The sequence below is a fragment of the Enterococcus sp. DIV1283b genome (assembly GCF_051710965.1).
GTDB lineage: Bacteria > Bacillota > Bacilli > Lactobacillales > Enterococcaceae > Enterococcus_B > Enterococcus_B lactis.
Genome location: NZ_JBIOLR010000001.1, coordinates 1,159,574 through 1,179,615 on the forward strand (window position 1 = coordinate 1,159,574; position 20,042 = coordinate 1,179,615).

Below are 20,042 nucleotides of genomic sequence, written 5' to 3' on the forward strand. Positions count from 1 at the left end.
TAAATGAATTTAGAAATGCGTGAATTAAAAGGTGATGACTTATTTTCTTTATTATCAATTGTAGGGAAATTAGATATTAAAGATGAATTTGTAGAAATGTTTGAGAAAAATGTTGAATCTGCAGAAAAAGTTGTACCTCTAGATTATAAAGATAAGAAACCAACAAAAGCAGAACAAGCGAAAATTGATAAGGCAAAAGAAAAAGCAGAAAAAGAAGCACAAAAACGTGGCATGGAAATGGGCGCTAAAATGTTACAAAAAACTTTACGGAATTTGAAATCAGTGAAATTCGATATTAATGAATTATTAGCCGAATTAACAGCTACTGATGTTTCTACAATTTCAACTCTTGGATTAACAGAGTATACAACATTAATTATTACCTTTTTTAAGAAACCAGAACTAATTGATTTTTTCAAATCTATCGCCACCTTATTGTAAATATCTCGGATGGCGAACATAAAATTAAAGATATCATTTTTAAAAGATATGGAGATCCGCTCAAGTTGCTAAGCACTTACCGCTTAGTTGACTTGGCGGATTTTATTTTGTGGGTTTTTGAAGAAGAGAGAGAAGAAAAGCTCTATAACCAATGGTTGCATACACAAATGACGCAATCTTTTAAAGAGTTCAAAAAGCAACAAATGTCCGCAAATGGTATAGCCGAAACAAAAATACCATCAAAAGAAGAACAACAAAAATCATTAGATTTTGCTTACCAATTTATCAAACCAACAAAACCTCTAGAAAGCGAGGTGACATGATGGGAGAAGTATTTAAACTATTCGGAACGATTGGGATAAATAATAAAGAAGCCAATAAATCGTTAGATGAAACTGAAGCAAAAGGAAAGAGTACCACAAACAGATTAGGTGGTTTCTTTTCAAGTTTAGCGAAGAAAATGGGAAGCATTAAGATTTTTCGTCCCATGACGACAGAGGCACTCGAATTTTCAAAAAAAGCCTTACTTACGTTAAATACAGTTGGAATAGCTATTTCTGGTTTCTCAATAAAAGCTGCTGCTGATATGCAAGCCATGAATGCTCAGTTTTCTCAAGTGTTTGGAAAATTCGAATCCAATGCCCAAAAGTCTATTGATAAGATTTCTAAAAAGACGAATATCTTACCTAATAGATTAAAACCAGCTTTCACATCAATGGCTGCTTTTGCTAAAACCACAGGAATGGATACCGCCGATGCTCTTTCGCTAACTGAACGTGCCACTATGGCAGCGGCAGACAGTGCTGCTTTCTATGATAAATCTATCGATGAAGTGACTGAAAGCTTGCAGTCTTATTTAAAAGGTAATTATGAGAATGATGCTGCTTTGGGAATATCATCTACTGAGACAACACGAAATGCTGCAGCTAACAAATTATATGGCAAATCATTTAATGATCTTTCGGAAGCGCAGAAACAACTCACTTTGCTACAAATGGTTGAGGATGGGAATAAACTTTCTGGCGCTTTAGGACAAGCGGCTCGTGAAGGAAGTGGCATGGAAAATGTTCTTGGTAATTTGAAACAAGCAGCTACTGATTTAGCCGCCGCTTTTGGAGCACCAATGCTACAACCCTTTCTAGCAATTGTCCAATCTATCACTAACTCAATGACTAAATTAACAACAGCATTCAGAGAAAAACCAGCTTTGGTTTATGTCGTTGTTGGTGCAGTAACAACCTTAACTACAGCTTTAGGAGCAATGATCATTGCAGCAAAAGCAGCAGATTGGTTAAAAACTCTTAGAAAAGCATTGCTTGGAGTGAAAGCCGCTGAAGGAGTTGCCGCGCAAGTCGGGTTATTAACTAATCCAATTGGTTGGGTCGTAGTAGCAATTGGAGCACTGATTACAGCTTTTGTCTATTTCTATAAAACAAATGAGAATTTTCGTAATGGTGTTAACAAAACTATTGCTGTTTTAAAGCAAGGGTTAGTCAAAGGCTTTGATGCGGTTCGACAAGCACTTTCGGCTGTATTACCGACTTTAAAAGAAATCGGTTCAGTCATAGCAGAAAATGTCATTAGTGTATTTGAAAAAATGGTCGCAGTTACTACACGTATCGTTAGTGCAGTTGCTCCCGCATTTCGTACCCTAGCATCAGCTGCCAAATCGCTCATTGCATCTGGCATCGAGAAATTTGGAGCGGTACTTTCTGAAATGGGTCAAACTTTATCGGGAACGGTTATATCCGCTTTTAATCGTTTGAGCGAAGTATTTGCTAAATTGAAGCAATCTGTTTCTAATTTATTATCTGCCGGATTAGATAGATTCGGTTCTGTTTTGTCTACCATTGCAAGTGTTGTATCTGGTTTGTTTTCTAGTGGATTAGAATTAGTCGGAAACCTACTGGATAAATTAGGTGGCTCTTTTGGAAAAATCGGTGGAGTCATTTCCATTTTTATCAGTGTGTTGACAAAAGTCGGACTTGCAGCATTGGGAGTTTCTGGACCATGGGGAATGCTTATTTCTTTAGTAATTTCTTTTTTAGCAGCTTGGGCAAAAACAGGTGATCTAAGTGCAGATGGAATCACAAAAGTATTTGATAACTTGGATGATACGATTAGTAATTTCGCTGATATGGTTTCTCAATACTTACCAATGGTTATTGAGGCTATAACCAATATTCTAGTTTCGATTATAGAAAAGATAACAGAATATATCCCGATGATTGTTGAAATATTTACACAAATAATCACGGTGATAACAGATGCTATTTCCACGTATCTGCCAATGTTTATCCAAATGGCTGTTTCTATTCTTACTAGTTTGATTGAAGGATTCACTGAGATGTTGCCAACGCTGATTGACACATTTTTAAATATCCTTACCAAAATGGTCAGCTTAACAGTCAGTTTGTTACCTCAAATTGTCCAATTAGGTGTACAAATATTAACTGCTTTGATCAACGGATTCACAACTGCTTTACCAGTCATCCTTGATGTTGGAATGCAAGTCATCACGTTCTTAGTTGAGGCAGTAGCCAATGCATTACCTAAATTAGTAGAGGTTGCTATACAAATCATCACAACATTATTAAACGCTTTAATTGATGCACTTCCTATTTTGATTGATATTGGAATTAAGGTATTGACTACGTTGCTTGATGCGCTTATCAACGCTTTACCAATGTTAATTGATGCAGGGATTCAAATTATCACTACGTTAATGGATGCTTTAATTAATGCATTGCCAACACTGATGGATGCTGGAATAAAAGTAACCACTACGCTACTTGATGCAATTATGACCGCATTACCGAAGTTGCTTGATGCAGGCATTCAAATTTTGATGGCTTTAATTAGTGGTGTTATTTCAATTTTACCTACATTAGTACAAGCGGCAATTCAAATTGTTATGGCCTTGATCAATGCGCTGATTGCTAGCTTACCCCAGATTATATCTGCAGGTATACAGCTATTGATGGCATTAATCAATGGAATCATTTCTATTTTGCCACAGCTAGTCAGCGCAGCGGTACAGATTATTATGGCGCTAGTTAATGCATTAATCTCCGCATTACCTCAGATAATTGCTGCAGGTGTTCAGTTGCTTATGGCGTTAATCAATGGAATTATTTCCATCTTGCCAGCTTTGATCAATGCCGCTTTACAAATTATTGTGGCTCTGGCTGGTGCATTAATTGCAGCACTACCTCAAATAATCGCTGCAGGAATCCAAATTATCATGGCTCTTATTAGTGGGATCGTTCAATTACTGCCACAGTTGCTCAATATATTTGTTGTTGCATGGAATGGAATTAAATCAGCAGTGAGTCTTATCGTACAAGCGTTGGTATCGGCTGTCGTTTCATTTTTAACAGGTTTGTGGAACAGAATTACAAGTATCTTTAATGGTATTCGGAATGCAGCTTCTACAGCTTGGAATGCAATCAAGAGTGTTGTTTCGTCTGTAGTCAGTGGGATTGTATCGGTTGCAGTCAACTTATTTAACGGATTGAGAAACACTATTTCAAATATATGGAATGGGATTCATTCAGTTATCAGCGGAATCGTGAACGGTGTGAAAAATACAATTTCAAATGTTTGGGGAGCCTTATCAAATACGGTATCTGGAATCTTCAACGGTGTTAAAAATGCAATTGAAGGTCCAATGAACACAGCAAGGGATTTTATTAAAGGAATCATTGATACAATCAAAGGATTCTTCAATTTCTCGATTAGCTGGCCAAAAATACCTCTTCCTCACTTTTCAATAAGTCCAGCTGGTTGGTCAGTGGGAGATTTACTGAAAGGGAAAATTCCAAGTTTAGGCATTGATTGGTACGCTAAGGGTGGTATTTTAACACAACCAACGGCATTTGGGATGAATGGAAATAATCTGATGGTAGGAGGAGAAGCTGGAGCTGAAGCAGTTGCTCCGATTGATACACTGTTAGGCTATGTAAAAGCAGCAGTAAACGAAGTGATCGGTGAACAAAAAGATGGAGATATTAATGTTACTCAATATATTAGTAGTCCAGAACCATTAACACCAAGAGAGATTGCCAGAGAAACAAAATTACGACTGCAGGATCTTGCAGCCTTGAAAAAATAAGGAGGGTTTGAATGTACGAAATTGTTTATAAAAACTCGGATGGTGCCCAGTTAGTTTTCGGCATTCAACCGCCTTTTACTGTATCAAATAAAACTGGATTTGGCGCTGTCGAGAATGCTATTACCACAGAAGAGCAGTATGGTCTCGATGGTGTCATTTTAGTTTCAGAACGTTTAGCTAAACGTGATTTGACAATAAAAGGTACGTTGATTGGTACAAGTCCAGAATATTTATCCATACTGCAACATGAAATGATTAAAATACTGAATCCGAAAACGCCAGGATCGCTTACTTATCGAGCATTTGATAAAGAGTACCAGATTGATGTATTGGTAGTAAAAGCTCCGGAAATGGATGATCCCATTAAAAATACAACTACAACTTATACTTGTTCTTTCCTTGCTTTAGATCCATATTGGAGAGATATGAGTATTTACAATACACTCATTCCTTTAGCTGTAGCGACAAAGAAACATTTCTGGCCATTAGCAATTACAACTGGCTATGAGTTTTCTACATTGAAATCTGGAGAGATTATACCAGTGGTGAATGATGGGGACGTTGCAGTAGGAGGCACATTCTATTTTAGTCTGGGTGCTGAAGCAACTGATCCAGAAGTCTATAACGTCATTACTCAAGAATTCTTTCGCTTTAAAGGATCATACCAAGCGGGTACTAAGTTTAAACTAGTGACAACGCGAGGGCTGAAAGAAGCAGTCATGACTGATCCCAACGGTGTGGAATCTAATGCTATGCCACTACGTGATCCAGATTCTACTTTTCTGCAGTTAGCGAAAGGGGATAACTATTTCCAAGTGAAAGCTACTTCTGGTATTGGGAACGTAATTGTACAACTTGATTTCCAACCGTTAGTAGGTGGTGTGTGATGGAATTAGAAATTTTTACACAGGATACAGAGAATCAATGGCTTTTTGAATCTGAAAAAGTCTTTGATGGATTTAAAAGTTTAACAGTCAATTTGAACTATTATACCTATTCAGATTTTGAATTATATGTTGGGCTGAAAAATGAGCATATACGTATGTTTGTTCCTGATACAGTGATTTATATGGAAGGACTCTATTTCTATGTAGATAATGCAGTGGTAGATGATCAATCTACTGCACAATTGAAAGTGACAGGGAAATCCTTACTTGGTAAATCTAACGATCGAATTGTTTATCGAATCTATAATAAAACAGCACGACCAGAACAAATTGTGTGGGACCATTTGAATGCCGAAGTTGTAAATCCTAGCGACACAAAGCGTAAGATTCAATATTTAAAACTTGATGGCACACCTAATTTTGGGACTGCTTTGATACAGTATCAGAACAGCTATGGAAATGTAGCTGAGGAAATAGAAAGTTTGTGTACAGCTTATGATTTTGGAATCAAGGAAGTGGCAGAACAATTAGGGAGACCAGGAAATAAATTAACCATTTTTCGTGGAGAAGATGTTTCCGATATTGTGGAGTTTTCCGATAGCTATGAAAATTTAACAAAGGCAGGCTATCAGAACAACAACTTCGATGAATCCACGACCGCTCTTGTTTTCGGAGAGGGCGAGGGATCAGCAAGAAAAAGCGTAGTTGTCAATGGCGAAAAAACCGGACTGCAGCGTAAAGAGCTGTACGTCGATGCTCGAGATCTTCAGCAAAGTAGCGATGAGGTAACATTGACAGACAGCCAGTATAAATCAGCATTAACAAATCGTGGGACAAGCAAATTAGCTGAACGAAAAAGAATTCTCACGCTTACTGGTGAAATTCCAACCAGCTCGAAATTATTTAAACTTGGAAAAGATTACAATCTAGGCGATACAGTTAGTGTTAAATCTGAACTATATAATTTGAAGAAAAAATCCACGATCACAACAATCAAAAAAACATATGACAGTAAGGGGCTTTTTGTCGAACCAGTTTTCGGTAAAGAAACCCCTACTATTTTTGACATTATTGGAAGGAGCTGAGAGCTTTTGGAATGGAGTTTTCCATGGTTATCTATTGACGAAGATCGTCTTTATGACGACAGCGATTTTGCCCAATTCTTTGCCAATTTATTTACTACAGGCGTTTCGATGACAACCGCTGACGGTTTAAAAGTAACAGAAAATTATACTGGTGGTATGCGGATTATGGTTTCTGCTGGTGCTGCCAATATGGAGGGGAGAAGTTATTTCAACAGTGTAGGCTTAGCTTTGAATATTACTATTGCTAGCTCTACTCAGGATCGGACAGATAGCGTAGTTGTTAGAATGGATAAGAGTACTAGAGAAATAAAGCTAGTTGTAAAAACTGGAGATACTACAGTACAACGTAGTAGTGACGTTTACGAGTTACAGTTAGCTACAATCAAGGTACCTAGAAATGCATCTGCCATTACCGCTGATTTGATCACTGATAAACGCGCAGATGAAAAAGTCTGTGGTTATTCTAGCCCATTTCAAAAAGTATCTGTATCTGGACTAGAAGAACAATATACAACCTTGTTAAACAATATTATTGCTAAAATGAATCAATATACAGCAGACGAAAAAGTGAAATTTGAAGCTGATATGAAAGCAATTATTGCTAAAGGACAGGGGTATATCAATCAAGCGCAAGCTGATTGGCAAGCATTTCTTGAAACGATACAGCAATCGATGGATGGAGACGTTGCACTCAACCTTCAAAATCAAATCATGAATTTAACGGCAGATCAATTAGTTTTTTCTAAGAATGATCTGCCTTTTGTGTATCCAGAAATCGAAGTATTGGCGCTGACAAATGGGTTTGGTATCACTGCTTTAGGCGAAGAAAATTGGTTGGGAGATATTCCGGAAACAATCCCAACAAAGATTGGCTATCCTACAAAAAATGCTGTGACAGTCAAAGTACCTACTAATTGGAAAATGTCATCACCAAAAATCACAGAAATAGAACCTAATACATTTTTGCTCAACGAGGGCAACAAAACCCTACAAATCAAAATAAAGGAGACGCGATAAAATGAAAACGAATTTTGAACGTGGTCAACTGAATGCTCAAGATGATTTAAATGATAATTTTAAGGAAATCGATGGATTTATGAAGAAATCTTTTAAAGAAGCTTTCGGATCGGGTACAGCTTTAGGAACAACTACAGGGAGTTCCGTTCTTATTCCTATGGGGCCATCGTTGGGGTATGCTGAAGCTGGAATGAAAGACAGAAGTCCATATGTTCTAAATGCAAATGGCACATTTACTATGACGCGAGATGCAACTTTGATTGTAAATATTGCTATACAAATCACTGGAACTGACAGTTCAACGACTGGTTCAGATTACGCATATGTTGATTTCAAACACGACAGTACGCAGACTAGAATTTTTTCTGTAGGAGATACTACGAATTTGAGATTAGATCAATCGGGAACTGGTTTTACAGTTGTAGCGTTGAAAAACGGACAAACTTGTTCGGTTGTTGTTTCTACTCGAGATAAAAAAACAATTACGAATGTTCGTTTTATCGCTGGGTATATTGAAGAGTTTATATAAAAATGTACTTATTTCAGTACGTTTTTTATTTTGCAGAAAAGATGGTGAATCATGGAAAAATTATTAGGGTCGTTACTCTCAAACCCCGAACAGATCAGCTTTGCTGTTTTGTTTGTGGGTTTGTTTATTTGGGTGATGCAACAGAATAACGCAAGAGAAAAAAGATATCAAAGCACGATCGACAAACTGACGGACGCTCTGGGCGACGTGGAAGATATCAAAAGTACAGTAGAGAAAATTCACGAAAAACTACAGTAGGAGGAAGAATGATGAAATTAAATAATTCAACGTATGACATTGTCAAATGGGTGGTGTCGATTGTTCTGCCAGCATTCGCTGTATTGGTAGGCGGACTGGGAAAAGTCTATGGGTATGAACACACTGATGTGGCTGTCACAACGATTACAGCTGTGACGACATTTTTAGGGACAATCATGCAAGTATCTAACAAAAATTATAAGAAAAATGGAGGTAATCAATAATGAGTAAACATTTAGTAGTTTTTGGACATGGCCAAGGAGATCCTGGTGCAGTAGGTAATGGATATCAAGAAGCAAACTTTACACGAAACATTTTAGGACCAAGATTAAAAGCATGGGCTGCAAAACTTAAAAATACGCAAGTCGATTTTTATAATGAATCTCTAGATATGTATCAGCAGTCGCAAGCGGGTGGTGGAGCTTATTCAGTGAACGGCTATGCATCTGTGACGGAATTCCATTTAGATGCAGCAAGTGCAGTAGCGACAGGCGGTCATGTTATCATCAATGCTAAGTATTCACCAGACGCGAACGATTTAGCTATTGGAAAAGTGCTAGAAAAATACGTCGGCTTGTGGGGATCATCCAGACCGACAGGTACTTTTGGACGTTCAGATTTGCTAAACTGCAATGTATTCTCTAATCGTGGAATTTCATACCGCTTAGTTGAACTAGGGTTCATTTCTAATGCGAGTGACGTAAAGAAATTAGTCGATAACATTGATGCAATAGCGAAAGAATTAATCGAAGCAATCACGGGTGAGTCTTTGGGTGGCTCTTCTTCGAACAATACAAATGACAATAACTCATCTAAACCAAAAACACATGATGACTATGTGACAGAAAGCCCGATTCAGAAAGCAAATGGGCAGGAAGCCAAACTAGAATTGATGAAAGAAGTCAAAACAGGCGTTCTTACTGTTGGGGGATGGCAAGGTCCAGGCAATCATAAATATGGATTCATCTTCTTGATGGATCGAAAAACAGGAAAAGAGCTAGCACGAGTAGCATCAGCTGGTATTGTCCGCAATGACGTCAACAAACATTTAGGCGTAGCGAACGGTTTGAAATATGGCATGAAAGCTGATTTCGATATGAAGAAATTCACTAACAAAAATGTATACGTAATGTTCCGACGTACAAATGACAGAGCAGGAAACACAGCAGGAGGCGCAGTAGATTTCCACTTCAAAGATTTAGCACTGACAATGCCAAAGCGATAAAAGTAAAACCTCGCCCATTTTAACGGTGAGCGAGGTTTTTTTTATTCTTTTCTTTTTTATTCATCCTGTAAGTATATGACAAACAATAAACTATTGTCAGTGGAACAGCAATAATTTTTAAGACAAGAAGGAACTTGAATAGAAATGAAGGTTTGTATCCAACGATGACCGTATTTTTACCAGGTTTTACATTTACAATTAAAGCTCCTATATTACTACTGGTATAGTCTTTACTGTTTAATTTTTTTCCATTTAATTCGACAGTACTATGTTCATAAACAAATACAGGAAGTAGTACTTTCTCAGATTTGTTTACCTCCCAAGTTAACTGCAACTCATTTTTTTCTGTAATACTTTTTTTCACTTTGATAGGATTATCATATATCTGATTAGTGTATTCTTTATAAGGTGCATCTGTAGCACCATTATTAGGTAAATAATCAGTTGTTGATTTTCTAATTGTGTTAAAAGCTTTTGTTAAATCGGAACTAGAAAAATTACTTCTAATTACTTCAGGTTGTGTTTCTAACCTATCACCAGCAAGATCTAATTTATCTGTTTTCCATGAAGCTGCTTTCGAAAGCATATCTGAATATCCACTTGAAACATTAATTAATGAAAGAACTAGAAAAACAGCCATAATTATTTTTGCATTCTCTTTTGATATTTGATTTATTATTCTTTTTATTACTAATCCGCTATTTAAAATTAACAGAACAGAAGCAATAGCACTAAATCTCTGTGGAAACTGTAGTCCTCCTAATGACGGAAAGTGAGATAAAAATTCGTTCCAAGGAAAATATTTAGTAGATATTAGGAGAAATAATCCACCGGTGAACATAATTGTTTTTTCAAGTAAAGATATTTTTTTCCAATTCATTATATTAACTGCAAATTGGAAAAGAAATATAAATGAGAATATCAAACCGTAATCATATCTTCCCATGGTTTTATCGGATAAAACCATACTAGTACCAATGAGATCATATACTTTAAACGGCATAATCAATGAAGTTGTTTTGACATCTAAGATTCCGATAAACATATTACCAGCTAATATAAGTGCCACTAAAACAGATAAAATACTATCTCTAAACATTAACAATTTACTTTTTGATTTATAAAAACCAATACACCAGAACGGGATCAAAGCAATGACATACATCAAGGTAGTAAACGTATGAATAGAAATTAGTAAAGCCACTGATCCTCCAAGAAAAATAGGATTTATCTGTTTTTCATCCTTAGATATCATTCTGATAGCTGGTATGAAAGCTATAGGTAAAAATGCGGTAGCCCAACCAGGAAATCCTTGAGAACTTATATAAAAAATGATGGTTGTAGTCCCCATTAAAAATATTGCATTTGTAACTGCAATTATTCTATCTAGTTTACAATATCTTGAAAGACTATACATTGATAATCCCGATACTACTATACATAGAAAACTTGTAATTAATTCAGCTTTAAACCAATTTTTTACAATAAGCAATAGTACCCCATGTAAATAGGCAAAATCAGAACCATACATAGCATTAATTATTCTTCCAGTTTGATTATAAGCATAAATCGATTGGAAGTAATTAAAATGTCCATTACTTATTTGCATTGCTGCTTCGTAAAATCTACTCCAATGGAACCACCAGTCAGGACCAACAATAATTGATCGATAATATATTTGTGGTGACATCAATAGAAAAGCAACAAGTACAATGAGAACCAGTACTTTATTTTTTTTTAAATAATTCAAAGTCAGTGCACAACTCCTTTATCTTTATTGAAAATATTTCCATTTTTAAAACCTTTGATTTTATTTACCTTAATAATCATAGCAAAGGTATCTTTAAGTTGAAAGAGGAAAATTAATAGGTATGGAAAATGGTTTTTTATAGAAAAGTAAATAACGAGTATAATCTAGTTTTTTATTAGTGATTATGTAATAATAAATATGCCATCACAACAAAAGAATGAAACCCATTATTATCTAGTCTATGTCCATTCTTTTTGTTTGCAGTAGTGGTGATGGCTTTCCGTACCCTTAGCTCAGTTGGTTAGAGCAGACGGCTCATAACCGTCCGGTCGTAGGTTCGAGTCCTACAGGGTACATACTCTAAGTGATTTAAATTGCGAATAAAATATAAAAATGACTCCCCTTTTGACTCCCCCAAGCAGTATATGGATGTATCTAAAAGTTGTTTTTTTAGATAATAAAAAGCTGATAATAAGCGAAAAACACTTAAAATCAGCCTTAAACCCTATTCTCGAAATCCGGCGAGCCGCAGTAATGTGGTGCACGGGTTCAAATCCCGTACCTTCCTTATATATCAACGATTAGACACGATTTCGATCGTGTCTTTTTTGTTGTATTTTCAGCCCAAAATATTTTTTGACTCCCTCTGAGTACGATTTTTCATACATGCTAGGAAATAAATCTCCTTGGACTTTTCTTTTGATATAAAAATACCAGATGTAAGATAAAAGTGTAAAAACGATTTGGTTTAGGGGGAAAGAGATGTGCATCGCGATCACTTATGGAACGAAAGACCATTGTTTTGGAAGGAATTTTGATTATGAGTTTTCTTATAATGAAGTAGTTACTATCATTCCAAGAAATCATAATTTCAATTCAACTATGTCAATGAGCGAATGAAGAGCTCTCTTTGGCTGCGTATTTTCTTATATAGTCATAAAAAGACACGATCTTTCGGTCGTGTCTTTTTATCTGGAGGCTATTTTTTGAACAGCATCCACTAATATTTTTTTAACACGAAGAGAATAAGATAGCCTCAAAAAAGAAAACATGGTAAATTAGATATTGGGACTTTATTTTCTGTAAAATCAGAAACTTTCATCTTTTGTTTTCACGTGACGAAACTGTAAGAGAGAAAATATTCGTCCGCTATTTATTCTATGATAAGATGCATATGGATGAAATAAACAGTAATTTTATATTAGGATGTGAAAGTTAAATGTGCGGTATTGTAGGTTTTGTTAACGACAAGGACAACAAAAAAACAATTATTAATACAATGATGGATCGAATCGTTCACCGTGGACCTAATAGTTCAGGTGAATATATCGATAAACACGTTGCTTTAGGATTCAGAAGATTAAGTATTATTGACTTAGAGGGCGGTACTCAGCCTATTTACAATGAAGATCGAACAAAGATTATTATTTTTAATGGCGAAATCTATAATTATCAGCCTTTGAGAGAAGAATTGATTGCAGCTGGTCACGTTTTTCAAACACATGCAGATACAGAAGTCCTTTTGCATGGTTATGAAGAATGGGGAACAGAATTATTGCAAAAAATCCGCGGAATGTTTGCTTTTGCTATTTGGGATAATGAAAAAAATGAGTTATTCGGTGCGAGAGACCATTTTGGGATCAAACCATACTATTATGCAGAAATGAACGGAACATTTATGTTTGGTTCAGAAATCAAAAGTTTTTTGCCTCATCCTGATTTTAATAAGGAATTGAATAAAGAAGCATTGAAACCTTATATGACTTTCCAATATTCTCCATTAAACGGTGAAACCTTCTTCAAAGGTGTCTATCGTTTGCCTGAAGGCCATTATTATACGTATAAAGACGGAAAACTGGACATTCAACAATATTGGGATGCAGATTTTGAAACAAAAGAAACGCATTCTCGACAAGAATGGATCGAAAAAATCGACGAAACTGTCCAAGCTTCTATTGAAGCACATACAATCAGCGATGTAGAAGTTGGTTCTTTCTTATCCAGCGGGGTCGATTCCAGTTATGTAACCTCTGTATTGAAACCAGATCATTCTTTCTCAATCGGGTTTGATGATAAAACCTATAATGAAGCGATTGAAGCTAGAAAACTAACAGAATTATTGGACTTAGACAATACGGCAGCTGTAATTGACGGAGACATGTCTTTTAAAGCATTCCCATTGATCCAGTATCACTTAGATGAACCAGACTCAAATCCTTCTTGCGTACCGTTGTACTTCTTAGCAAATCTCGCTTCACAAAGTGTACGGGTGGTTCAATCAGGAGAAGGGGCAGATGAACTATTTGCGGGATACCAAACGTATGGATTCCACACGAATTCAAAATTTATCCGTGTGATTGCTCAAGGATTGAAAAAATTGCCAAAAGGAACACGCTATAATTTAGGACGTAAAATCGGAAAAATGAAAAATTTCCATGGACGTATCCATTTATATGAATCACTTGCGCCTGCAAAAGAATATTTTATCGGGCATGCTCGAGTGTTCGAAGAATCAGAAGCATCAGAAGTGTTGACGCCAAAATATCAAACAGCGCCATCTGTGAATGAAATAATGACTGTTCATTACGAGAAAACAGAAGGAATCAAAGATGAAGTCAATAAGATGCAATATGTCGATCTTCATCAATGGATGCCAAAAGATATTTTGTTGAAAGCAGATAAACTTTCTATGGCAAGTTCTCTAGAAGTCCGAGTACCTTTACTGGATATCGAAGTCATGAAGTTGGCTCAACAAATACCAAGTAAGTTCTTGTTGAATCAAAACAATACAAAAGATATTTTCAGACAAGCTGCGAACAAACATCTTCCAGAAGAGTGGTCGAATCGGGTGAAATTAGGATTCCCTGTGCCAATTAAAGCTTGGTTGAAAGAAGAACACGGTTACGAACAAGTCAAAGCATTATTCGAAGCAGATTTTGCAAAAGAATTTTTTGATCAAGAAAAAATCATGAAGTTGCTAGATGACCATCACGAAGGACGTAAAGAAGAACAACGTAAAATCTGGACGATCTTCAGTTTCTTGACATGGTATAAAGTTTACTTTGTCGATGAAACGATTCCGCAAGCAGAAGCAATCGACTATGTGACTGTTTGATAAAAAAGAAACAACAATATGAGAAGAAGCATAGAAGCATGTGAGATGATCTCCTTGTTTCTATGCTTCTTTTTAAGTGCTCAGTAACTGATTTCTTTTTCTTTTGTCCCATCTTTTTTATAGATGATCAAAGTTGATTGTTTGTTTTGAGCTACTTGCTTTCCTTTTTCGATTGCTTCTTTTTTTGTATCAAAATGGTTGCTTGCCTTTTTTGCCCCTTTAGATTTCACGATCCATTGTTCTTCCTCATATTCTACGATCACATCTGAATCAAGAAGTTTTCCGGCACGAGGATTCGTATCGTGTTCATCCGTCTTGCTTGGATTTTTTTCTTTTTCGAAGGTTCGTTTTTCTGATTCACTAGCATCTTCATACCATTTTTTTGCTTGATCAATGGCAATTGGGATCGCACGGCTATCAGGGTACCCTTCATCTAATAATGCATTTGCGATGTCGATTGCTTTTTTTCTTGTCAATTTATCTAAGTTTTTCATTGATGCAGGAAAGTCCTTCATGTTCCATGGCATATTAGTATCCCCCTTTATTAAAAAACATAATCTATATAAACAAGTGTAAGGGTATTTATACAAAAAGAAAAAGATTTTGTTTGAGAAGTAAAACCGTTGTATTTATCGTCAAGTAGTTTTACTTAACAAAATCGTGAAAAACACTAGCAATCTAGAAAAAATCATGGTAAGATAATCAAGTCTGAGAGTCATCTTAGAGGATTCTTGTAAAAATGGGAGGGAAAAACATGCGCGTAAACATCACTTTAGAGTGTACTTCTTGTAAAGAACGTAACTACCTAACAAGCAAAAACAAACGTAACAATCCTGATCGTTTGGAAAAACAAAAATATTGCCCACGCGAACGCAAAGTTACTTTGCACCGTGAAACAAAATAATGTTTTTAAAGTTCTCAATTCCTTGCTGGTCAAAGAATTGAGACTTTTTTTATCTCAAACCATCTAAAATCATAAGGAGCGGATGATATGTTTATTTCAATGTGGGCACAAGATAGAAATGGTCTGATCGGCAAAAATGGATTGCTACCGTGGCGATTGCCAAATGACATGCGTTTTTTTCGTGAACATACAATGGATCGGATCTTAGTGATGGGAAGAAAGACCTATGAAGGAATGGGCGATCTCTCACTTCCTTATCGCCATATCATCGTATTGACAACGCAACCGAACTTTTGCACGAAAGAAAATGCAGAAGTGATGCATTCAATCGATGAACTTTTGGCGTATAGTCAAACAATTTCAGAAGATATCTATGTTTCGGGTGGCAGTCGGATTTTTCAAGAACTTCTTCCTTACACCGGTCGAATCTGGCGGACATTGATTGATAGCACGTTTGAAGGAGATACGTATATTGGGGATATCGATTTTTCAGACTTCGCTCTTATAGAGGAACACGAGGGAATAACGGATCAGGAAAATTTATATGCCCATCGTTTTCAAAAATGGGAAAGAGTAAGAAATAGGGTTGTTTCAAAAGAAGAATAATATCCGGTATTCAGTTTTTAATAATAAAAAAGCATCTCGCGAATGAACGTGAAGATGCTTTTTTTAGTTAAAATCAGTTTAACTTTTCTTTGATATCATTGACCATTTCCTGACTGGCAATAGGTCCGTTATATAGCCAGCTAGATTCAGGTCCGAATTGCAGTACGTGATCGTCCTTCACTGCTTTGAGATTCTTCCAACTTGGTTCATTGAACATAGCAGCATCTTTATCACTGTTCACAAGAATGATGTAATCAGCATCTAATTCAGCTAGTTTTTCCGAAGAAACAGCAGACCAGTCAGAAGTGGCTTCTTTGGACACTTCTTCTACTAAATCAGGCACACCAAATTTTAGATCGTCATATACGATTCTACCGCTTGACCGATTTTTGCTAACCATGAAGGCGGAGTTGTTGGTCACCCATAACACTGCAGCTGTCTTGTTCTCAATTTTATCTGCTAATTCTTCGCGAGTGCTCTTGACGGATTTTTGATAATCGGAAATGACTTTTTCCGCTTCTTTTTCTTTTGCTAAAGCCTTGCCGACATCTTTTAGTTGTTCTTCCCATGTGACGTCTGTTCCGTTTTTTACGACATAAGTTGGCGCGATTTTACTATATTGCTCGTATTTCCCACCTTCGACAGTAGCGGAAGAAGAAATCAACAGCAAGTCAGGTTCGAAGCTTAATACTTTCTCGTAAGGAAGATCATAAGAAATAGTTGGAACATCTTTCAAATCATCTTGCAGATAATCTTGGATAGAACCACTGCCCACTGTCCATTGGGCGATAGGTTTTTCTCCTAGGGAAATCAGATAGTCTTCTAAGTAACTACCGATGATCCGTTTAGGTGCGTTTGGAATGTCGACTTTATGTCCAAGCGTATCTGTGACTGTATGCGTGCTGGTAGATGAGGTCGTTGAATTGGCAGGTGTAGCTGCTTCTTTATCTGAAGAGGGAGAGCAAGCGCTCAATACCCCAGCCAACAGCAACATGCTAGATAATGTGAATACTTTTGTTTTTAAGTTCATTTCTTTCCTCCTGACATAATTGAGAATCTTTCTCATTGGTTATTATTCCTGATATTTCGAATGCTGTCAACCGCTTCATTTAGCTATAGATATGAAAGTAGCGCTTGACGAAATAGTGAAACAGCGTCATAATTGAGAATGATTTTCAGCGAAAGGATGGGTGAAATGACGAGACTAAGGGCAGCTGATATTGCAGCCGGCTACGAAAATAAAAAAATTATTGAAAACATGTCTGTTACGATTCCTGAAGGGAAAATCACGAGCTTGATTGGGCCAAACGGAAGTGGAAAATCTACTTTATTGAAAAGCTTTACCCGTATACTACCTGTGAAATCAGGAAAGATCATTGTCAATGATTCTGATATATCTACATACAGTTCAAAAGAACTTGCAAAAAAAATTGCTTTATTAGCACAAACTAGTGAACATCCTATAGGTATGACAGTAGAAGAAGTAGTATCTTACGGACGATATCCCTATCAAAAACTGTTTAGCGGTATGGATGCACAAGATCATGAAGCAATCGAGTGGGCTTTGGATGCAACAGGTTTGTCTGGATATCGCACGCGAGATATCGCAACGTTGTCTGGTGGACAAACTCAGCGTGTCTGGATCGCTATGGCACTTGCTCAGGAAACAGATATCTTGATCTTGGACGAGCCGACGACGTTTTTAGATCCGTCACACCAATTAGAGATCCTACAGTTATTGACTCAAATCAATCAAATAAAACAAACAACGATCTTGATGTCGATCCATGACATTAATCTTGCTTCACGTTTTTCCGATTATTTACTAGGAATGAAAAACGGTGAATTGATTACGGAAGGTACACCTGAAGAAGTGATCACAAAAGAGTGTATGAAAAAAATATTTGAGATTGATGCAACGATTGTCACACTACCAAAAACGAATAAACCAGTTTTTCTAACGTATGATCTGTTGCCAAAAGAGCAGGAGGATCAACTATGAAGGCTAGGAAAAAAAACAAACTCTTGCTTTTGATCTGTTTTGTTCTTTTGATCATTTTTTTTATTGCTCTTTCAAATGGCGCAGCGAGTGTGGGGAAAATAGCCTTTTGGCAGGCGTTGGTTGATTTTGATGGATCAAAACAAAGTCATCAAATCATAAGAAACATTCGCTTGCCTCGGGTCGCAGGGGCATTTCTCGTAGGGAGTTGTTTTGCATTGAGCGGTGCATTGATGCAAGGAGTGACAAGAAATCCGTTAGCAGATTCAGGTTTACTAGGAATCAACGCTGGTGCTTCATTGGCAATGGCTCTTAGTTTTGCTTTTTGGCCCAAAGCTTCTGGCTTTTCTGTGTTTCTGGTGTCATTGACAGGATCTTTTGCTGTGACTTTGCTCGTATTTGGCTTTTTGCAGTTTTCGAAAATGGGCATGAATCCTTTACAGCTGATTTTAGCTGGCGTAGCTATTAGTTCTTTTTTTACTGCAATCAGTCAAGCACTTACCCAATTTTTTAATCTACAGCAGGATCTTGCTTTTTGGTTTGTAGGTGGAGCTGCCAATATCACATGGAAACAGTTAACAGTGTTGTTCCCTGTATATGTACTTGCTGTCTTGGTTTCTTTTTCATTAGGAAAAGCGATATCCTTGATTAGTTTGAGTGAAACCCATGCATTAGCTCTTGGAGGTCATCCTAAACGAACACGGTTGATTGTTTTCTGTCTAGTTGCAGTGTTAGCAGCCATTGCCGTTTCGTTAGTCGGACCTGTTTCATTTATTGGGCTGTTGGTTCCGCCGATTGTTCGCGGAATGGTTGGGACAGACTATCGTTATGTCCTACCTGTCTCTTTTTTAGTTGGAGGCGGACTGGTCATGTTGGCGGATTTTGCAGCAAGGATGATCAATCCACCTTTTGAAACACCTTTTGGATTAGTCATCGCATTGATTGGCGTTCCGTTTTTACTGATACAAGTAAGGAGGGAACAACGGTGAAAAGAATATATTGGACGTTGTATTTCTTGCTTTTTCTACTTATCGTCTTGTCTGTAGGTAGTTTGATGATTGGCACGCCTTTTGTTTATCTTGATCAGCTTTTTGACACGTTCATAGGGAAAGGCTCCTCTTCTTTGGCGCTGATTGTTGGAGAGTTTCGAGTTCCTCGATTACTGATCAGTTTATTAGCAGGTGCTTGTCTTGGCATTTCTGGCTATATCTTGCAAGGAGTGACGAGAAATGAATTGGCAGATTCTAGCATATTGGGGATTAATGCGGGAGCTGGATTTCTAGTGATGCTTTATTTAGGTTTCTTTTCACAATATTCTCTGCCGTTTCTGTTGCTAGTCGTAGCCTTTATAGGTGGTATTCTCGCTGCTTGCTGTGTGTATCTTGCAGCCTATGATCGAAATGGATTTTTAGGGATGAATCGTATCTTATTGTCTGGTATTGCCGTGAATGCTGGTCTTTCTGCATTAACGTTGTTGTGCACCATCCAATTGTCAAAGGAAAATTATGGATTTGTCAATGCATGGTTGGCGGGATCGATTTGGGGTGCGAGCTGGTCCTATGTTTGGGCGCTTCTTCCATGGGCGATTATCTTGATTCCGCTAGGAGGATTTTATGCGCAGCGGATTGGCTTGCTATCATTTGGTCAAGAACGCGCGCAAGGATTAGGGCTAAATGTGGCTAAAAGTCAAAAAATCCTTTTGTTGTTAGCTGTTGCTTTAGCAAGCGGTAGCGTAGCGGTGACAGGGAGTTTATCCTTTGTAGGACTACTAGCTCCTCATGCTGCGAAGCTAGTCGTACGTAAAGAAAATCACTGGACCTTTATTCTAAGCAGTTTGTTTGGTTCCGTTTTTGTACTTAGCGCAGATATTGTTGCACGAGTGATTCTGCCAAGTGGGGAGATACCGACAGGAATTTTGATTGCCTTTTTTGGTGCGCCATATTTTCTGTATGTATTGTTTATCAGACAAAAACACGTGCTGAGCAGTTGAAGTTCATTAAAAGGCAAGAAGGCCAATCATTGTTAGGTCTTCTTTTTCTTTTATTTATACATTTATTTGAAAGTTCGATTGCTATTTTTCTTTTTTTCCTATACCATTTTATGAGAGAAGGA

At 37.0% G+C, this 20,042-nt stretch carries 19 protein-coding genes, 1 tRNA gene and 1 pseudogene; 18 read left to right on the forward strand and 3 right to left on the reverse strand.

The window, feature by feature from the left end; translation table 11 throughout:
• Positions 1–3 precede the first annotated feature (3 nt).
• The 10 genes from IGJ53_RS05745 (at position 4) to IGJ53_RS05790 (ending at position 9,556) form a co-directional block, all read left to right on the forward strand.
• Positions 4–441, forward strand: coding sequence for a hypothetical protein (locus IGJ53_RS05745; protein ID WP_438749802.1), 438 nt, complete (start codon positions 4–6; stop codon positions 439–441).
• Positions 442–506: 65 nt separating this feature from the next.
• Complete coding sequence (locus IGJ53_RS05750) at positions 507–764, forward strand: peptide methionine sulfoxide reductase (RefSeq protein WP_438749804.1); 258 nt, start codon at positions 507–509, stop codon at positions 762–764.
• Positions 764–4,555, forward strand: coding sequence for a phage tail protein (locus IGJ53_RS05755; RefSeq protein WP_438749806.1), 3,792 nt, complete (start codon positions 764–766; stop codon positions 4,553–4,555). The genes IGJ53_RS05750 and IGJ53_RS05755 overlap by 1 nt, the downstream gene beginning before the upstream one ends.
• An 11-nt stretch (positions 4,556–4,566) precedes the next feature.
• Positions 4,567–5,442, forward strand: a complete 876-nt coding sequence (locus IGJ53_RS05760; RefSeq protein ID WP_438749808.1) for a phage tail family protein — start codon at positions 4,567–4,569, stop codon at positions 5,440–5,442.
• Complete coding sequence (locus IGJ53_RS05765) at positions 5,442–6,527, forward strand: siphovirus ReqiPepy6 Gp37-like family protein (protein WP_438749810.1); 1,086 nt, start codon at positions 5,442–5,444, stop codon at positions 6,525–6,527. The genes IGJ53_RS05760 and IGJ53_RS05765 overlap by 1 nt, the downstream gene beginning before the upstream one ends.
• A gap of 6 nt (positions 6,528–6,533) precedes the next feature.
• A complete protein-coding gene (locus tag IGJ53_RS05770; protein ID WP_438749812.1) occupies positions 6,534–7,544 on the forward strand; it encodes a structural protein in 1,011 nt (336 codons plus the stop codon).
• Position 7,545: 1 nt separating this feature from the next.
• Entirely contained in the window at positions 7,546–8,073 is a 528-nt protein-coding gene (locus IGJ53_RS05775) for a hypothetical protein (RefSeq protein WP_438749814.1), read from the forward strand.
• A 51-nt stretch (positions 8,074–8,124) separates the two neighbouring features.
• The gene (locus IGJ53_RS05780) at positions 8,125–8,331 is read left to right on the forward strand and encodes a BhlA/UviB family holin-like peptide (protein WP_104856303.1); all 207 of its coding nucleotides are present in this window, start codon (positions 8,125–8,127) and stop codon (positions 8,329–8,331) included.
• An 11-nt stretch (positions 8,332–8,342) separates the two neighbouring features.
• Positions 8,343–8,555 carry a phage holin gene (locus tag IGJ53_RS05785; RefSeq protein ID WP_086311117.1) on the forward strand — a complete coding sequence of 71 codons (213 nt, stop codon included), beginning with the start codon at positions 8,343–8,345 and terminating at the stop codon, positions 8,553–8,555.
• Positions 8,555–9,556, forward strand: coding sequence for an N-acetylmuramoyl-L-alanine amidase (locus IGJ53_RS05790; RefSeq protein WP_438749817.1), 1,002 nt, complete (start codon positions 8,555–8,557; stop codon positions 9,554–9,556). The genes IGJ53_RS05785 and IGJ53_RS05790 overlap by 1 nt, the downstream gene beginning before the upstream one ends.
• Positions 9,557–9,575: 19 nt before the next feature.
• Here the strand turns inward: IGJ53_RS05790 and IGJ53_RS05795 are convergent, their stop codons facing one another.
• Positions 9,576–11,306: a hypothetical protein gene (locus IGJ53_RS05795; protein WP_438749819.1), complete on the reverse strand. Its 1,731-nt coding sequence runs from the start codon at positions 11,304–11,306 to the stop codon at positions 9,576–9,578.
• A 282-nt stretch (positions 11,307–11,588) separates the two neighbouring features.
• Here IGJ53_RS05795 and IGJ53_RS05800 point away from each other — a divergent pair.
• From IGJ53_RS05800 to asnB, 3 genes and pseudogenes are all read left to right on the forward strand, one after another.
• A tRNA-Ile gene (locus tag IGJ53_RS05800) sits at positions 11,589–11,662 on the forward strand.
• Positions 11,663–12,068: 406 nt separating this feature from the next.
• Positions 12,069–12,182, forward strand: a pseudogene (locus tag IGJ53_RS05805) (linear amide C-N hydrolase); the annotation flags it as partial.
• A gap of 343 nt (positions 12,183–12,525) precedes the next feature.
• Positions 12,526–14,421 (forward strand): asparagine synthase (glutamine-hydrolyzing), encoded by a 1,896-nt coding sequence (gene asnB / locus IGJ53_RS05810; RefSeq protein ID WP_002335776.1) that lies wholly within the window; start codon positions 12,526–12,528, stop codon positions 14,419–14,421.
• 80 nt (positions 14,422–14,501) lie between these two features.
• Here asnB and IGJ53_RS05815 read toward each other — a convergent pair whose 3' ends face one another.
• Complete coding sequence (locus tag IGJ53_RS05815) at positions 14,502–14,948, reverse strand: DUF2188 domain-containing protein (protein ID WP_002338848.1); 447 nt, start codon at positions 14,946–14,948, stop codon at positions 14,502–14,504.
• Between the two features lie 212 nt (positions 14,949–15,160).
• Between IGJ53_RS05815 and rpmG the strand changes: the two genes are divergently transcribed.
• Both rpmG and IGJ53_RS05825 read left to right on the forward strand, forming a co-directional pair.
• Complete coding sequence (gene rpmG / locus IGJ53_RS05820) at positions 15,161–15,325, forward strand: 50S ribosomal protein L33 (RefSeq protein WP_002320810.1); 165 nt, start codon at positions 15,161–15,163, stop codon at positions 15,323–15,325.
• Positions 15,326–15,412: 87 nt separating this feature from the next.
• A complete protein-coding gene (locus tag IGJ53_RS05825) occupies positions 15,413–15,931 on the forward strand; it encodes a dihydrofolate reductase (RefSeq protein ID WP_010732391.1) in 519 nt (172 codons plus the stop codon).
• Between the two features lie 73 nt (positions 15,932–16,004).
• Here the strand turns inward: IGJ53_RS05825 and IGJ53_RS05830 are convergent, their stop codons facing one another.
• Positions 16,005–16,961 carry an ABC transporter substrate-binding protein gene (locus tag IGJ53_RS05830; RefSeq protein ID WP_010732392.1) on the reverse strand — a complete coding sequence of 319 codons (957 nt, stop codon included), beginning with the start codon at positions 16,959–16,961 and terminating at the stop codon, positions 16,005–16,007.
• Positions 16,962–17,126: 165 nt separating this feature from the next.
• Between IGJ53_RS05830 and IGJ53_RS05835 the strand changes: the two genes are divergently transcribed.
• Genes IGJ53_RS05835 through IGJ53_RS05845 form a run of 3 tightly spaced genes read left to right on the forward strand, consistent with a single transcriptional unit; the run spans position 17,127 to position 19,920 of the window.
• Positions 17,127–17,933 carry an ABC transporter ATP-binding protein gene (locus tag IGJ53_RS05835; RefSeq protein ID WP_010732393.1) on the forward strand — a complete coding sequence of 269 codons (807 nt, stop codon included), beginning with the start codon at positions 17,127–17,129 and terminating at the stop codon, positions 17,931–17,933.
• Entirely contained in the window at positions 17,930–18,919 is a 990-nt protein-coding gene (locus IGJ53_RS05840; protein WP_010732394.1) for a FecCD family ABC transporter permease, read from the forward strand. Before IGJ53_RS05835 ends, IGJ53_RS05840 begins: the two co-directional genes overlap by 4 nt.
• A complete protein-coding gene (locus IGJ53_RS05845) occupies positions 18,916–19,920 on the forward strand; it encodes a FecCD family ABC transporter permease (RefSeq protein ID WP_010732395.1) in 1,005 nt (334 codons plus the stop codon). The genes IGJ53_RS05840 and IGJ53_RS05845 overlap by 4 nt, the downstream gene beginning before the upstream one ends.
• Positions 19,921–20,042 lie beyond the last annotated feature (122 nt).

Bases quoted from the DNA above. Each gene is read 5' to 3' on its own strand.
- IGJ53_RS05745 (WP_438749802.1), top strand. From the start codon at position 4: ATGAATTTAGAAATGCGTGAATTAAAAGGTGATGACTTATTTTCTTTA.
- IGJ53_RS05755 (WP_438749806.1), top strand. From the start codon at position 764: ATGGGAGAAGTATTTAAACTATTCGGAACGATTGGGATAAATAATAAA.
- IGJ53_RS05760 (WP_438749808.1), top strand. From the start codon at position 4,567: ATGTACGAAATTGTTTATAAAAACTCGGATGGTGCCCAGTTAGTTTTC.
- IGJ53_RS05765 (WP_438749810.1), top strand. From the start codon at position 5,442: ATGGAATTAGAAATTTTTACACAGGATACAGAGAATCAATGGCTTTTT.
- IGJ53_RS05775 (WP_438749814.1), top strand. From the start codon at position 7,546: ATGAAAACGAATTTTGAACGTGGTCAACTGAATGCTCAAGATGATTTA.
- IGJ53_RS05780 (WP_104856303.1), top strand. From the start codon at position 8,125: ATGGAAAAATTATTAGGGTCGTTACTCTCAAACCCCGAACAGATCAGC.
- IGJ53_RS05785 (WP_086311117.1), top strand. From the start codon at position 8,343: ATGAAATTAAATAATTCAACGTATGACATTGTCAAATGGGTGGTGTCG.
- IGJ53_RS05790 (WP_438749817.1), top strand. From the start codon at position 8,555: ATGAGTAAACATTTAGTAGTTTTTGGACATGGCCAAGGAGATCCTGGT.
- asnB (WP_002335776.1), top strand. From the start codon at position 12,526: ATGTGCGGTATTGTAGGTTTTGTTAACGACAAGGACAACAAAAAAACA.
- IGJ53_RS05815 (WP_002338848.1), bottom strand. From the start codon at position 14,948: ATGCCATGGAACATGAAGGACTTTCCTGCATCAATGAAAAACTTAGAT.
- rpmG (WP_002320810.1), top strand. From the start codon at position 15,161: ATGGGAGGGAAAAACATGCGCGTAAACATCACTTTAGAGTGTACTTCT.
- IGJ53_RS05825 (WP_010732391.1), top strand. From the start codon at position 15,413: ATGTTTATTTCAATGTGGGCACAAGATAGAAATGGTCTGATCGGCAAA.
- IGJ53_RS05830 (WP_010732392.1), bottom strand. From the start codon at position 16,961: ATGAACTTAAAAACAAAAGTATTCACATTATCTAGCATGTTGCTGTTG.
- IGJ53_RS05835 (WP_010732393.1), top strand. From the start codon at position 17,127: ATGACGAGACTAAGGGCAGCTGATATTGCAGCCGGCTACGAAAATAAA.
- IGJ53_RS05840 (WP_010732394.1), top strand. From the start codon at position 17,930: ATGAAGGCTAGGAAAAAAAACAAACTCTTGCTTTTGATCTGTTTTGTT.